The sequence below is a fragment of the Thermodesulfovibrio yellowstonii DSM 11347 genome, assembly GCF_000020985.1.
Lineage (GTDB): Bacteria > Nitrospirota > Thermodesulfovibrionia > Thermodesulfovibrionales > Thermodesulfovibrionaceae > Thermodesulfovibrio > Thermodesulfovibrio yellowstonii.
The window spans coordinates 1,784,566-1,797,678 of the sequence record NC_011296.1; the positions used below are offsets into that span (position 1 = coordinate 1,784,566).

Here is a 13,113-nt window from a genome sequence, read left to right on the forward strand (position 1 = left end):
ATTAAACCTTTAGCTTTTCAGTTATTTTTTCAACTACTTGAGCAAATGCTTGAGCAGGTTTAGCTTCAGGGAAATAAATCATCATCGGTTTTCCCTCATCTCCTGCTTTGACTATCTGAGGGTCAACGGGAATTTTACCAAGAAATGGAACTTTATATTCTTCAGCCAGTTTTTCTGCACCACCTGTTTTGAATATTTCAACGGTATTGCCACAATGAGGACATACAAAACCACTCATATTCTCAACAATGCCAATTATGGGAATAGAGGCTTCCTTACAGAATTTTATACTCCTACGAACATCAGCCAGAGCTACCTCTTGAGGAGTTGCAACAATAACTGCGCCATCAACATTGTCAAGCAACTGAACAATTGATATTATCTCATCTCCTGTTCCAGGAGGGGAGTCAACAACAAGATAGTCAAGTTCACCCCAGCGAACATCACTTAAAAACTGCTCAATCATTCTGTGTTTTAGGGGACCACGCCATACAACAGGTGTGTCTTTTTCTTCAAGGAAAAAGCCTATAGAAATTACCTGCAAATTGTCAAAAACTTTTAAAGGGAAAAGCCCCATATCAGTTACTAAAGGAGAATGTCCTTGTAGACCAAGCATATTCGGAATATTAGGACCGTGAATATCAATATCAAGAAGTCCTACATGGTATCCTTTCTTTGCAAGTCCTGTAGCAAGATTTGTTGATACTGTGCTTTTGCCAACTCCACCCTTGCCTGAAAGGACAAGAATCTTCTTCTTAATTGCTGATACATTTGCTTTAAGTGTTAATTCTCTTCTTCTCTGTTCTTTTTCTGTTTCACAGGAACAGGATTTTTCTTCTGCCATTACGTCTTCCTCCTTTTAAAAAATTGAGACTGTTCAAAAACTTGTAACCTATTGAAATTCAATAAATTACAAGCTCTAAAATTTTTCAATTACCTCCATCTGTCATTCCGAGCCGAGCGAAGCGAGCCCTGAGCCGTCGGCGAAGGGTCTGCGAGGAATCTCCTCTTTCTGATTTAAGGAGACGACCCTTCGGCTTCGCTTCAGGATGACCCTCCAGGTCAGATTCCTCGCACCCATTGAGGGTGCTTGGAATGACCTTTAATAATTGAACAGTCTTTAAAAAATTATGGATTCAATATTTTTTAATTATATCATCAACTTTACCGCTTGCTTCAACAATTTCAATGCCAGCTTTCCTCAAAACCATTTCGGCATTTGCTCCAACTCTTCCTGTAAAAACTTTTTTTACACCTTTCTGAATAACAAACTGGGCTGCCTGAATTCCTGCACCTCCGCTTGCCTCTTTCCAGGAGTTTTCTACCGCCTCATATTGTTTTGTATCTGTATCGTAAAAAATAAAAAAATTGCAACGCCCAAATCTTGGGTCAATATCTGAATTCAAATTCTCACCCGAGGATGTAATACATATCTTCATCTTAATTTTCTTCTCCTTTCAATTTAGTGTTTGCAACCTTCATGCTCGTGTTGTCCATGCTCACAAAGGCTTTCACCACCTTTGAGAGAGCCGTTTAAAAATTGCTCAATTGTTTCATCAATGCTTCCAGTTATCCCTACAATAACTTTTATGCCTGAAGCCTGAAGGTTCATCACAGCATTTGGTCCCATTCCACCAGCTATAACACAATCAACATTCTGATTCCTTAAAAACATAGGAACAGCACCAGGCTGGTGTGCTTTATATCCAGGATTTTCAATAAAATTTTTACTGTTAATCTTTCCATTCTCAATATCCACTACTGTAAAACCAGGGCATCTTCCAAAATGTTGAGCTACATGTCCATTTTCAGTTGCTATTGCTAATCTCATCTTTACCCTCCTAATTACCAAAAATTGTTGGTGGTGCGTATTTATGCGTTCCTTCTATTATTTCTATTCCTGCTTTTTCCTTTACTGCTGCAATAATATCATCTTTCCTTGGACAGAACTTCATCATACATGTGCCAATATGAAGTACATCAATGTTCTCTTTTAGTGCTACAAGCTGGGTTTTAAAAAGAAGGAGACTACAAATAGCCCTTGTTTTATTACCTTCACAGCCTCCACAATCCATAATACCAAGAATTGAAACATCATCATTTTTATACCGCTCAAACTCTCCTTCCTTACGCGACAGAGCAACTAAACATTTTGCATCTGCAGGACACAAATTTTGCTCTCTAATCATCTTACATGCTAAAATTGCTATCTTTTTCATAACACATCCCTCCCTAAAATTAACCGGAGGAAAGCCTCCGGCTTACTCTGCCTTTTCCTTTTCAATCTCACTTAAACGCCTCTGTACAGCCTCAAGTTCTCTTTTAAGAATTTCTGCCTCTTCCTTGAGCCACTCCACCTCCTCTCTGGAAGAGGCTCCTCCGAAAAAAGGCATTCTCCATAACCACCTAAATCTTCTTCTAAATCCACCTAAGCATCTAAAGCCTCTGCCAAATCCGAACCTTCTACCTGATGCAGAATTCATATATCTTGATGCGCCACCACAATAGCCCATTCCTCTACCTGTCATTGGACCCTGCCCAAAAGGTCCTGTTCTGTCAAATCCTGGCATTTTATCACCCCCTAAATTTATTCTGAATTTATATTAATGAAAATCATTATCAATTGTCAATTAAATTTTTTCATTATTGTTATAAAATATCTCTTGACGAAGAGAGATATATTGTGGTATAAAATTACAATTTCGTGAGAGGTTAGAGGTTAAATTAGCTTTCGCTACAGTATCAACGATCTTTGACAAGTTTTAGACTTTAAAAAGTGGTAAAAATTTGAAAGTATTCACTTACATTTTAGCCCTCTCTGAGAGAGGTTACGGAAAAAGGCACTAAAAAGCCATAAAAATCAGTAAGTTACAAAGGCTACCGTTGGAAAACAAGACCTCATTTAAAAGGGATTGCGACAAACTTAAATTTTTCATGTCTTTCTCCTTTGAAGTTAGTTGGAAAACAAGACCTCATTTAAAAGGGATTGCGACTTATAAGCAGCTGCCTGAGCTTTGGTCAGACCGAATCGTTGGAAAACAAGACCTCATTTAAAAGGGATTTCTAAAAAAGCAACACCAAGCCCAAGTATTTCTGAAACAAAGGAGAGCATCACAAGTCCTACAATAATATTCTCTTGTATAGAAAAAATTTTATAAACTTGACATATAACCTACCAATAATCTTGGGCTTTCTTGCTATCAAATATTCAAATTTTTATAGATTGCCAAAAATTTCTTGTTACGTTATAATGAAAAAATAATTGTTTAGGAGTTTATTATGCCTTTTGGACAAGGATGGGGATGCAGAGGAAGATTTAAAGAATGTGGATTAAAATGGACACAAACAAGACAAGCTGTTATTGATATACTTTCATCAAAAGGCGGACATCTTAGCGCAGAAGAAATCTTTCTTGAAGTAAAAAAGCTTCTTCCAGGAATAGGACTTGCTACGGTTTATAGAACACTTGAACTTTTAACAGAGCTCGGAATAGTAAGGAAATTTGACTTTAAAGATGGAAGGTCTCGCTACGAATTCGTTGCCGGCAAAGAAGGTATTGAACATTATCACCTCATTTGTAGAATCTGTGGAAAAATAATTGATTATGAAACAGAAGCTGATAAAGATGCAGACCCTCTTAAAGATTTTAAAAAATCTCTTTCAGAAAAATTCAAATTTTCAATTGAACGGTCAGATATTCAGTTTTTTGGTCTTTGTGAGAGATGTAAGGGTTTAATGGAGAAAAAGGACTGAAAAAAACAAAAAGTTCCATTACTTTATTAAATCCCATATCATTTTAGCAGCAATAATATAAAGCACTATACCAATAACCTTTTTTACCTGCGGCGCAGAAAGCTTTTTTCTCATAAGATAATTTCCCAATACAGCTCCTGCAACTGAAGCAATAGCACAAACTATTAAGAGATTGTGGTCAATATTGCCAAGAGAAATATGTCCTAAGAAACCTGCAAAAGAAGAAAAAATAACAATAAAAGATGTTGTGGCAGAGGCTTTTTTAGGGTCAAATCCAAGCCATACAAGTGCTGGAACAATTAGATTACCTCCACCTACCCCCAAAAGCCCACCAATAAAGCCTGCAAATCCACCAACTCCCGCACCATAACTGATTAATTTTTTAGAGTCTGAAATCTCTCTTTTTTTTGGTTTATACCATAACATCATTGAACCTGCAAAGAGAAGAAATCCAATAAAAAGCCATAAAAGAAATGTTCTTGAAAGATGCTCTGCTGTAATCGCACCAAGTGGTGAAAGCAAGGAAGCAATTATTAAAATTGGCAAGGCTGTTCTATAAACAATCAGCCCTGCCCGTGCATTATAAAAGGATGCAACAGCCATAGCAAAGCTATTTAGCAATAAAGCTGTTGACATGGCTGTAAGAAGAGGAATTCCTAAGGCAACAAACACAGGAATAAGAATAAAAGCAGCTCCAACCCCTGCTATTGTAAGAACAGTTGTAAAGAAAAAAGTAATAAGAGAAGCTAAAAGATAAGTCATTTTTCAAAACCTTCCTCATAGCCTGAACAGTCAATGCAAACTTTTTTAAGTTCTACAACCTCACAAGCTTGTGCTTTTCCAATCAATCTTAGGTAAGGTCTTGCCACCATCTCTCCACAAATATCACAAACTCCCATTCCCATAACTTCAGTAGGTGTTTCAAAATATGAATCTTCCACTTTTCCAACTAAAAGCACCTCTTCCATAGGAGACTCAAGCAGCAGATTTATTACTTCCATAACTTCTTCCTCAGAAATCTCAGTTGGAGGAACCCCTGCTGCTCTTTTTTTCATAAAAGTTGAATTTGCAATCTTTTCCCTTATTTTTGGGTTAAAACATAGCCTTATCTGTTTACCCTGCTTAGGGTCTATCAATGTAAACGCAAGTTTTCCTCTTGGTTTTTTAATAAGATTTCCTTTACCAGCAGTGCAGCCTGTTGCAAATTGAACTCCATCTCCAAAACATCCTGCACCATGATTATATCCTGTCTCAAGAATTACAAAAAGTTCCTTCACATTTGCTCTCTTTACTCCCAGGTTTTCTAAAGCAATCTGTCCAGCCCTGAACCCTAATGCAGAAGCCCAGCATTTGTGACCATGAAACCCAAACAATTTGTCTAAAGTTTCTCTGTCAATCATTTGATGCCTCCTATTTTACTTTTGAGACTGTTCAAAACTTGTAACCTATTGAAATTCAATAAATTACAAGCCCTAAAATTTTTCAATTACCTCCATCTGTCATTCCGAGCCGCAGGCGAGGAATCTCCAGATTTTTCAATATCTTCAGAGATTCCTCGCACCCATTGAGGGTGCTCGGAATGACCTTCAGTAATTGAACAGCCTCTACTTTTTTACTTTGTTTCTTCCATTTTATAACATTAAGTCTTAAATTTGTCAAGAACAAATAAAAAAATTTTTTTATGAGAAAAATTTTCAATAAAAACTTCATCTATAAACCAAAGTAAAATCTTATTTTAAAATTCATTGAGGTCATATTATCAAAAAGAACCATAAACTTTTTTATTGGGCAAATTCTATTGTATGAGCTTAAATTATATTTTCATAAACAATGGGTTTCAAGTTATGATATCAACTTTTCTGTATAACTTCATTTACAGATGCCCTTTCCTTTTTTATTTTTGTTTAAACCACTATTACAAACCAGTAAAATTTGACATAACAGAAAAAATCTTATTATTATTAAAAATATTCCATCCTATAGGAGGTTATGTGGCTGGTCATTCCAAATGGGCACAAATCAAACATAAAAAAGCTCAGGTTGATGCAAAAAAAGGCAAAATTTTTACAAAACTTGTAAAAGAAATATCTGTAGCAGCACGTCTTGGAGGAGGAGACCCCGAAAAAAATCCCCGATTGAGAGTTGCTATTGAAAAAGCAAGAGAAGTCAATATGCCAATGGATAACATAAAAAGAGCAATAATGAAGGGAACAGGAGAACTTGCAGGCACAACATATGAAGAGGTTATTTATGAAGGCTATGGACCAGGTGGAGTGGCGATTTTAATTGAAGCAATGACAGATAATAAAAACAGAACTGTTTCTGAAATAAGGCATCTTCTTTCAAAACATGGTGGCAGTCTTGGAGAGTCTGGATGTGTTTCATGGATTTTTGAGAAAAAAGGATATATCCTTGTTGATAAAAAAACCATAGATGAAGACACTCTTATTTCTGTTGCTTTAGAAGCAGGAGTTGAAGATGTAAAAAATGATCCAAAAGAAGAAAACTATGAAATTATTGTATCTCCTGAACAATTAAATCAGGTAAAAACTATTATAGAGAAAGCAGGGATTCCTGTTTCTTTTGCTCAGGTAACTATGTTGCCTAAAAACTATATTTCCATAGAAGGAGAAGATGCAGAAAAAATGCTGAAACTCATGGATGCATTAGAAGACCATGATGATGTTCAAAATGTTTATGCAAACTTTGATATTCCAGAAGAGGCAATGAGCAAGGCAGAAGTATAGTATGGAACCATCTATTAGACTTACTTTTAAGAGAAAATTTATTGCAGGTCTAATAGTAACAATTCCTGTAGCAATAAGCATCTTCATACTGATTCAACTTTTTAAAATTATTGATGGGCTTTTGGGACCAATTTATGATTATATTTTTGGAAGACATATTGCTGGATTAGGTTTTCTGACAGCTTTAATATTGGTATTTGTTGTTGGTGTTATATCAACAAATGTATTTGGGAAAAAACTTTTGGATCAGATTGAAAAATTGCTCTTTCTTAAAATTCCGATTTTTAAAAGTCTTTATTCATCCTTAAAGCAGTTGATTGATGCTTTTTCTCCTGAAAATAAAACATCTTTTCAGAAATTTGTAATTGTAGAGTATCCAAGAAAGGACAGCTTTGTTTTTGGATTTCAGACAAAAGAGTGCATTTTAAAGGAAAATGATATGGAGAAAAAACTTATTGCAGTTTATATACCCACTAATAATCTTTATCTTGGAGAGGTTGTGCTCTTTGAACCTGAAAGTGTTATTCACACTAATATTCCAGTTCAGGAAGGTATAAAAATAATTCTTTCAGGTGGAATAGCTGCACCCCAAATAATAAGAGGTGATAAATAGTGGATGTGGTAATTTTGGCAGCAGGACTTGGCACAAGAATGAAGTCCTCTAAGCCAAAAGTTCTCCACAGAATCTTGGAAAAGCCAATTATAGATTATGTAATAGATTGTGCTAAGAGTTTAAATCCTTTTAATTCATTTGTAGTTATAAATCCTTCATTGAAAGAGGTGGCTGAACATTTAGAAAAATATAACATAAAAATTGTTTTTCAGGATGAACCTAAGGGAACAGCTCATGCCTTACTTTCAGCTTTGCCTTATTTGAGCAGCGATAAAATTCTTATTCTCAATGGAGATACTCCTCTTTTAAGGAAAGAAACACTTGATAGTTTTATTGAACTTTTTAATAAAAATGGACTTGATATGGCATTACTGTCTTTTTATCCACAAAGAGAGCATTCTTATGGAAGAATTTTGAGAGATGGAGAACAAAAAATTAAAAAAATTGTTGAAATTACAGATTTCAAAGATGAATTAATGCTATCATCAGAGGCAAATAGCGGTATTTATATTTTAAAAAGAGAGGTTGCAGAGCTTGTTAAAGAAATTAAGCAAAATCCAAATAAAGGCGAATTTTATCTCACTGATATTGTGGAAATAGCTGTTAATAAAGGATTTAACATAGAAGCCTACCCACTTGCAGAGGAAAATGAACTAATAGGAATAAATACAAGAGCAGAACTTTCTCTTGCGATGAGATATTTAAGAGACAGAATTGTTAAGGGATGGATGGAAAAAGGTATTACATTCTATGATCCTGCTTTGGTATGGATTTCTCCATCTGTAACAATAGGACAGGATACAATAATTTATCCCAATGTTTTTCTTGAAGGAGATACAAAAATAGGTCAGAATTGTCTCATTTGTCAAGGTGTTAGAATAAAAAATAGCATAATTGAGGATAATGTTCAGATTAATGATTGCACAGTTATAGAAAACTCACATATCAAATCAGCTTCAAAAATAGGTCCATTTGCGCACCTAAGACCTGATAGTATTATCGGCAAAGGATGTAGAATTGGTAATTTTGTTGAAGTAAAGAATTCTACAATTGGTGATGGCACAAAAGCTGCTCATCTGAGCTATATTGGTGACTCTGAAATTGGCAATAATGTGAACATAGGAGCGGGGACTATTACATGCAATTATGACGGACAGAAAAAGCATAAAACAATTATAGAAGACAATGTTTTTATAGGCAGCGATACACAACTTGTAGCACCAGTAAAAATATGTAAAGGTGCATATATCGGCGCTGGTTCAACAATTACAAAAGAAGTGCCTGAAGACTCTCTTGCCATAAGCAGAACTCCGCAAAAAAACATTTTAGGTTGGGCTAAGAAAAAGAGGAAACAGTAATGTGCGGAATAATTGGATATATAGGAGATAAAAATGCTATTCAGATAGTCCTTGATGGATTAAAAAAACTTGAATACAGAGGATACGATTCAGCCGGGATAGCTTGCCTTTTAAATGGAAAAATAAAAACAGTAAAGTGTAAAGGTAAAATTAAAAATCTTGAATCTCTGGTTGATGATAGCTTAAAACAATCAAAAATAGCTATTGGACATACAAGGTGGGCAACACATGGAAAACCTTCAGATGAAAACGCCCATCCCCATTGTTCAGGTTCAATTGCATTGGTTCACAATGGAATAATAGAAAATTATGCAGAAATAAAAAAAGAATTACAGACAGAGGGTTATAAATTTGTCTCACAAACTGATACAGAAGTTATTGCTCATTTAATAAGAAAATACAGGGAGAATAATTTATCACTTGAAGATTCTATTAGAAAAGCTGTTAGTAGACTCAGAGGTTCTTATGCAATAGTTATAATGGATGATAAAGAACCAGATAAACTTATTGGAGTAAGAATGGAAAGCCCTCTTGTTGTAGGAATCTCTGATGGCGAAAAATTTATAGCTTCAGATGTTCCCGCTTTTCTCAATCACTGTAACAAAGCATTATTCCTTGAAGACGGAGAAATGATTGTTTTAAATAAAGAAGGTTTTAGAGTTTACAATTTAGAAGGCAAAGAAAAGAAAAAAACACCTATTACAATAACATGGACAGCTTCTATGGCTGAAAAAGGTGGATTTAAGCATTTTATGTTAAAAGAGATATATGAACAGCCAAGAGCCTTGTCTGACACAATTAGAGGAAGAGTTTTGTCTGATCAAGGCAAGATAGTTTTTGAGGAATTTGGATTAACAAGAGATGAAATGAGAAGGATAGAAAAAATTTATCTTGTTGCCTGTGGAACATCATACCATGCCTGTTTAATCGGAGAATATATAATAGAAAATATAGCGCAGATACCTGTTGAAGTAGATATAGCTTCTGAATTTAGATATAGAAACATACCTTTTGAAAAAAACTCTTTATTTGTTGCTATAACCCAGTCAGGAGAGACAGCAGATACGCTTGCAGCTTTAAGATATGCAAAAAAGTTTGGGGTGAAAACATTAAGCATCTGTAATGTGCTTGGAAGTACAGCATCAAGGGAGGCTGATGCTGTATTTTATACTCATTCTGGTCCAGAAATAGGAGTTGCCTCTACAAAGGCTTTTACTTGTCAGATTGTTGCACTTTATATCTTAAGTATCGGACTTTCAATCGCAAAAGGAGTTTTCCCAAAAATCTTTATTAAAAATTTATTAGAAGAACTCCTGCTTTTACCAAGAATGGCTGAAGAAACATTACTGTTAGATAAAAAAATTCAGTTACTGGCAAAAGAAGTTTATAGAAAACCAAACTTTCTCTATCTCGGAAGAGGAGTAAACTATCCTGTTGCTTTAGAAGGTGCTCTTAAGCTAAAGGAAATCTCATACATACATGCTGAAGGTTATGCAGCAGGCGAGATGAAACACGGACCCATTGCTCTTGTAGAAGAAGGATTTCCCGTGGTTTTTATTGCTTCTGATGATTTATATCTTGAGAAAACGATTTCAAATATAGAAGAAATAAAGGCAAGAGACGGTTTTATCATAACTATTTCAAGCAGTAAAGAAGAAAAGCTTAAAAAATTATCAGACAGATTTATTTATGTGGAGGGAATTAACAGCTATCTTAATACAGTACTGTTCAGTATTCCCCTTCAGTTACTTGCTTATCATGTAGCTCTTTTAAGGGGGTGCGATGTGGATCAACCAAGAAATCTTGCAAAAAGTGTTACTGTTGAATAGTTTATTTTTAAAAATAAAAATTAGAGGGGTATAGCCATGAAAGATTTCCCCTTAAGGGATTTGAATCCCGCCCAACAAGAAGCAGTGGTTTATTGCGAAGGTCCACTTCTTGTACTCGCAGGTGCAGGAAGTGGAAAAACAAGGGTCATTACTTATAAGTATGCCTACCTTACCAAATCAAAGGGACTTCTTCCATCGTCAATCTTCACTGTAACTTTTACGAATAAGGCAGCTGATGAGATGAAAGAAAGAATTTTCAAAATGTGTAATGGAAACTGGAAAAATACATGGATTGGGACATTTCATTCTCTTTGTGTCAGGATTTTAAGAGCCCATATTGACAACATCGGTTATAAAAGAGATTTTATCATCTATGATGACGATGATCAGGCAGGACTTATAAAAAGAATTTTAAAAGACTTAAACATGCATGAAGCTTTATGTAAATGCGTTGTCACAAAAATAAGCAACTTGAAATCAAATTTGATTACTCCTGAAGACTATATTTCAAATATTGAAGGTTATGAGTTTGAAGAAAGACTCGGTAGAATATATATGCGATATCAGAATGAACTCAAAAGATATAATGCTCTTGATTTTGATGATCTAATCCTCTGTGTAATAAAACTATTTAATGAGAATGAAGATTTACTGAGGCGATATTCTGAGCAATTTAAGTATATTCTTGTGGACGAATTTCAGGATACAAATAAATCTCAGTATATGCTTTTACAGTTACTTTGCAGATATCATAAAAATATCTGTGCTGTTGGTGATGATGACCAGAGTATTTATAAATTCAGAGGTGCGAATATCCATAATATACTAAATTTTGAAAAAGACTTTCCTGATACAAAAATAGTTAAACTTGAACAAAACTATCGTTCTACAAAACATATTATTCTCGCTTCCTCTGCGATGATTTCAAGGAATACAATGAGAAAACCAAAAATTCTCTGGACAGAAAGAGATTGGGGAGAAAAAATTTTCTACTGTCAGTTAAATAACGAAGAAGAAGAAGCAAAATACATAGCAAAGAATATCAAAGAACTATATCTTAAAGGAGATTATGAATATAAAGATTTTGCTATTCTTTACAGGTTGGTTCTTCAGGCAAGAGCTTTAGAAGAAGCTTTGCGAATGGAAGGAATTCCTTATCAGGTTATAAGTGGAGTTAGCTTTTATCATCGTAAAGAAATAAAGGATGTGCTTGCTTATATGCGTTTTATTTTAAATAAAGAAGACAATGTAAGTCTTATGAGAATCATCAATACTCCTCCAAGAGGGATTGGAGCATCAGCAATATCAAAAATTGAATCCGAAGCAAAAAAGTATATGATATCAACCTTTGAGGCAATAAAAAGAATAATAAAGGAAGATACTGTTTCAGCTACTTTAAAGGAAAAGCTTGTATCTTTTGTAACATTGATAGATGAGCTTTCAGAAAAAGACTATAAAGATGCTGCCTCTATGATCAAAGATATATTGAATTTCACAGGATATCTTGAAGAAATTGAAGAAGACAGAATCCAGAATGTTTTAGAGTTTCTGTCTTCTGCTGAAAAAATGCCTGTTAGAGAATTTCTTGACAAAGTTGCTCTTTTTTCAAATGTAGATACATGGGAAAACAAAAAAAACTATGTCTCTCTTCTTACTCTTCATGCAGCAAAAGGACTTGAGTTTCCTGTTGTTTTTATAGCAGGCTGTGAGGAAGGAATTTTACCATACTTTAAAGCACTTGAAGATCCTTTTGAATTACAGGAAGAAAGAAGACTGTTTTATGTAGGAATGACAAGAGCTAAAAATCTTCTGTTTATTACAAGTGTAAAGCAGAGAAAGCTTTACTCAAAAGTTCAAAAACAGGAGACATCAAGCTTTATTAAAGATATTCCACCTGAATACTGTATATGTATAAGAAAAGATTACTCAACCTTTGCTCCTAATAAAAAAGAACCAGAAACTTCTAAAATTAAACCTCCATTTGTAATAGGATGTAAGGTTAAACATCCTACTTGGGGTGTTGGTGTTGTGAGAGACTGTTATGGAGAAGGAGATGATTTAAAGGTTATTGTTAACTTTCCTGGTATAGGAATTAAAAAATTAGCGCCAAAAATTGTAAACTTAGAGAGGGTCTAACTATGAAAATTTCAAAAGAAGAAGTAAAACATATTGCAATGTTGAGCAGACTTGAACTTAATGAAGAGGAGATAGGTGTTTATCAAGAACAACTAAGTAGAATACTTGACTATATAGAGAAGTTAAATGAGATAGACACGACATTAGTTGAACCTACATCCCATGTAATTGAATTAAAGAATGTCTTTAGAGATGATAATGTTAAAGGCTCTATCTCAAGAGATGAGGCATTAAAAAATGCACCTGACCAAACAGATAAATTTTTTAGAGTACCCAAAATTATTGAGTAAAAAATGTTAAGAAGTTTTTTAAGAGCCAAACTACACTTGGCAAAAGTAACAGAGGCTAATTTATTCTATGAAGGCTCAATAAGTGTTGATATTGAACTACTTGAGCTGGCAGGTATATTGCCTTATGAAAGAGTCTGGATAAGCAATATGAATAATGGAGAAAGATTTGATACCTATGTCATACCTGCTGCCAAAGGTTCAAGAACTATTGGATTAAATGGTCCTGCTGCTAAAAAAGCTAAAGTTGGAGACAGAATTGTTATTTTTTCTTATGGTTATCTTTTAGAAAACGAAATTCCATTGCATAAACCAAAAATTATAATCCTTGACGAAAATAACAATCCTGTAAAGATTTATTCTGCTTCTATTTATCCTGAATCTGTATAA

General features: G+C 34.4%; 15 protein-coding genes. 8 read left to right on the plus strand and 7 right to left on the minus strand.

Going from position 1 to position 13,113, the window contains the following annotated elements; genetic code table 11:
• Position 1: 1 nt before the first annotated feature.
• From THEYE_RS09195 to THEYE_RS09215, 5 genes are all read right to left on the minus strand, one after another.
• The gene (locus tag THEYE_RS09195; protein ID WP_012545002.1) at positions 2-844 is read right to left on the minus strand and encodes an Mrp/NBP35 family ATP-binding protein; all 843 of its coding nucleotides are present in this window, start codon (positions 842-844) and stop codon (positions 2-4) included.
• 292 nt (positions 845-1,136) lie between these two features.
• Positions 1,137-1,439, minus strand: a complete 303-nt coding sequence (locus THEYE_RS09200; RefSeq protein WP_012545235.1) for a NifB/NifX family molybdenum-iron cluster-binding protein — start codon at positions 1,437-1,439, stop codon at positions 1,137-1,139.
• A gap of 23 nt (positions 1,440-1,462) precedes the next feature.
• Complete coding sequence (locus tag THEYE_RS09205) at positions 1,463-1,831, minus strand: NifB/NifX family molybdenum-iron cluster-binding protein (protein ID WP_012546602.1); 369 nt, start codon at positions 1,829-1,831, stop codon at positions 1,463-1,465.
• A gap of 10 nt (positions 1,832-1,841) precedes the next feature.
• A complete protein-coding gene (locus THEYE_RS09210; RefSeq protein ID WP_012545480.1) occupies positions 1,842-2,219 on the minus strand; it encodes a CGGC domain-containing protein in 378 nt (125 codons plus the stop codon).
• A gap of 42 nt (positions 2,220-2,261) precedes the next feature.
• A complete protein-coding gene (locus THEYE_RS09215; protein ID WP_012546690.1) occupies positions 2,262-2,570 on the minus strand; it encodes a DUF5320 domain-containing protein in 309 nt (102 codons plus the stop codon).
• 709 nt (positions 2,571-3,279) lie between these two features.
• On the opposite strand from THEYE_RS09215, the gene THEYE_RS09220 reads away from it, so the two are divergent.
• On the plus strand, positions 3,280-3,753 hold the full coding sequence (locus tag THEYE_RS09220) for a Fur family transcriptional regulator (RefSeq protein ID WP_012545679.1): 474 nt from the start codon (positions 3,280-3,282) through the stop codon (positions 3,751-3,753).
• 18 nt (positions 3,754-3,771) lie between these two features.
• Here the strand turns inward: THEYE_RS09220 and THEYE_RS09225 are convergent, their stop codons facing one another.
• The gene (locus tag THEYE_RS09225) at positions 3,772-4,515 is read right to left on the minus strand and encodes a sulfite exporter TauE/SafE family protein (protein WP_012545035.1); all 744 of its coding nucleotides are present in this window, start codon (positions 4,513-4,515) and stop codon (positions 3,772-3,774) included.
• Positions 4,512-5,153 carry an FmdE family protein gene (locus tag THEYE_RS09230; RefSeq protein WP_012545946.1) on the minus strand — a complete coding sequence of 214 codons (642 nt, stop codon included), beginning with the start codon at positions 5,151-5,153 and terminating at the stop codon, positions 4,512-4,514. The genes THEYE_RS09225 and THEYE_RS09230 overlap by 4 nt, the downstream gene beginning before the upstream one ends.
• Positions 5,154-5,744: 591 nt before the next feature.
• Between THEYE_RS09230 and THEYE_RS09235 the strand changes: the two genes are divergently transcribed.
• From THEYE_RS09235 to panD, 7 genes are read left to right on the plus strand one after another with little or no spacing between them, the layout of a single operon-like run.
• Positions 5,745-6,500 (plus strand): YebC/PmpR family DNA-binding transcriptional regulator, encoded by a 756-nt coding sequence (locus THEYE_RS09235; protein ID WP_012545318.1) that lies wholly within the window; start codon positions 5,745-5,747, stop codon positions 6,498-6,500.
• A 1-nt stretch (position 6,501) separates the two neighbouring features.
• Positions 6,502-7,113: a DUF502 domain-containing protein gene (locus THEYE_RS09240; protein WP_012546603.1), complete on the plus strand. Its 612-nt coding sequence runs from the start codon at positions 6,502-6,504 to the stop codon at positions 7,111-7,113.
• On the plus strand, positions 7,113-8,471 hold the full coding sequence (gene glmU / locus THEYE_RS09245) for a bifunctional UDP-N-acetylglucosamine diphosphorylase/glucosamine-1-phosphate N-acetyltransferase GlmU (RefSeq protein WP_012545497.1): 1,359 nt from the start codon (positions 7,113-7,115) through the stop codon (positions 8,469-8,471). The genes THEYE_RS09240 and glmU overlap by 1 nt, the downstream gene beginning before the upstream one ends.
• Positions 8,471-10,300 carry a glutamine--fructose-6-phosphate transaminase (isomerizing) gene (gene glmS, locus THEYE_RS09250; RefSeq protein ID WP_012545099.1) on the plus strand — a complete coding sequence of 610 codons (1,830 nt, stop codon included), beginning with the start codon at positions 8,471-8,473 and terminating at the stop codon, positions 10,298-10,300. Before glmU ends, glmS begins: the two co-directional genes overlap by 1 nt.
• Positions 10,301-10,336: 36 nt before the next feature.
• The gene (locus tag THEYE_RS09255; RefSeq protein WP_012546392.1) at positions 10,337-12,436 is read left to right on the plus strand and encodes an ATP-dependent helicase; all 2,100 of its coding nucleotides are present in this window, start codon (positions 10,337-10,339) and stop codon (positions 12,434-12,436) included.
• Between the two features lie 2 nt (positions 12,437-12,438).
• Positions 12,439-12,726: an Asp-tRNA(Asn)/Glu-tRNA(Gln) amidotransferase subunit GatC gene (gatC, locus tag THEYE_RS09260; RefSeq protein WP_012544984.1), complete on the plus strand. Its 288-nt coding sequence runs from the start codon at positions 12,439-12,441 to the stop codon at positions 12,724-12,726.
• 3 nt (positions 12,727-12,729) lie between these two features.
• Entirely contained in the window at positions 12,730-13,113 is a 384-nt protein-coding gene (gene panD / locus THEYE_RS09265) for an aspartate 1-decarboxylase (protein ID WP_012546573.1), read from the plus strand.

Bases quoted from the DNA above. Each gene is read 5' to 3' on its own strand.
- THEYE_RS09230 (WP_012545946.1), bottom strand. From the start codon at position 5,153: ATGATTGACAGAGAAACTTTAGACAAATTGTTTGGGTTTCATGGTCAC.
- THEYE_RS09240 (WP_012546603.1), top strand. From the start codon at position 6,502: ATGGAACCATCTATTAGACTTACTTTTAAGAGAAAATTTATTGCAGGT.
- THEYE_RS09255 (WP_012546392.1), top strand. From the start codon at position 10,337: ATGAAAGATTTCCCCTTAAGGGATTTGAATCCCGCCCAACAAGAAGCA.
- THEYE_RS09225 (WP_012545035.1), bottom strand. From the start codon at position 4,515: ATGACTTATCTTTTAGCTTCTCTTATTACTTTTTTCTTTACAACTGTT.
- THEYE_RS09200 (WP_012545235.1), bottom strand. From the start codon at position 1,439: ATGAAGATATGTATTACATCCTCGGGTGAGAATTTGAATTCAGATATT.
- THEYE_RS09210 (WP_012545480.1), bottom strand. From the start codon at position 2,219: ATGAAAAAGATAGCAATTTTAGCATGTAAGATGATTAGAGAGCAAAAT.
- THEYE_RS09215 (WP_012546690.1), bottom strand. From the start codon at position 2,570: ATGCCAGGATTTGACAGAACAGGACCTTTTGGGCAGGGTCCAATGACA.
- THEYE_RS09195 (WP_012545002.1), bottom strand. From the start codon at position 844: ATGGCAGAAGAAAAATCCTGTTCCTGTGAAACAGAAAAAGAACAGAGA.
- panD (WP_012546573.1), top strand. From the start codon at position 12,730: ATGTTAAGAAGTTTTTTAAGAGCCAAACTACACTTGGCAAAAGTAACA.
- THEYE_RS09220 (WP_012545679.1), top strand. From the start codon at position 3,280: ATGCCTTTTGGACAAGGATGGGGATGCAGAGGAAGATTTAAAGAATGT.
- gatC (WP_012544984.1), top strand. From the start codon at position 12,439: ATGAAAATTTCAAAAGAAGAAGTAAAACATATTGCAATGTTGAGCAGA.
- THEYE_RS09205 (WP_012546602.1), bottom strand. From the start codon at position 1,831: ATGAGATTAGCAATAGCAACTGAAAATGGACATGTAGCTCAACATTTT.
- glmS (WP_012545099.1), top strand. From the start codon at position 8,471: ATGTGCGGAATAATTGGATATATAGGAGATAAAAATGCTATTCAGATA.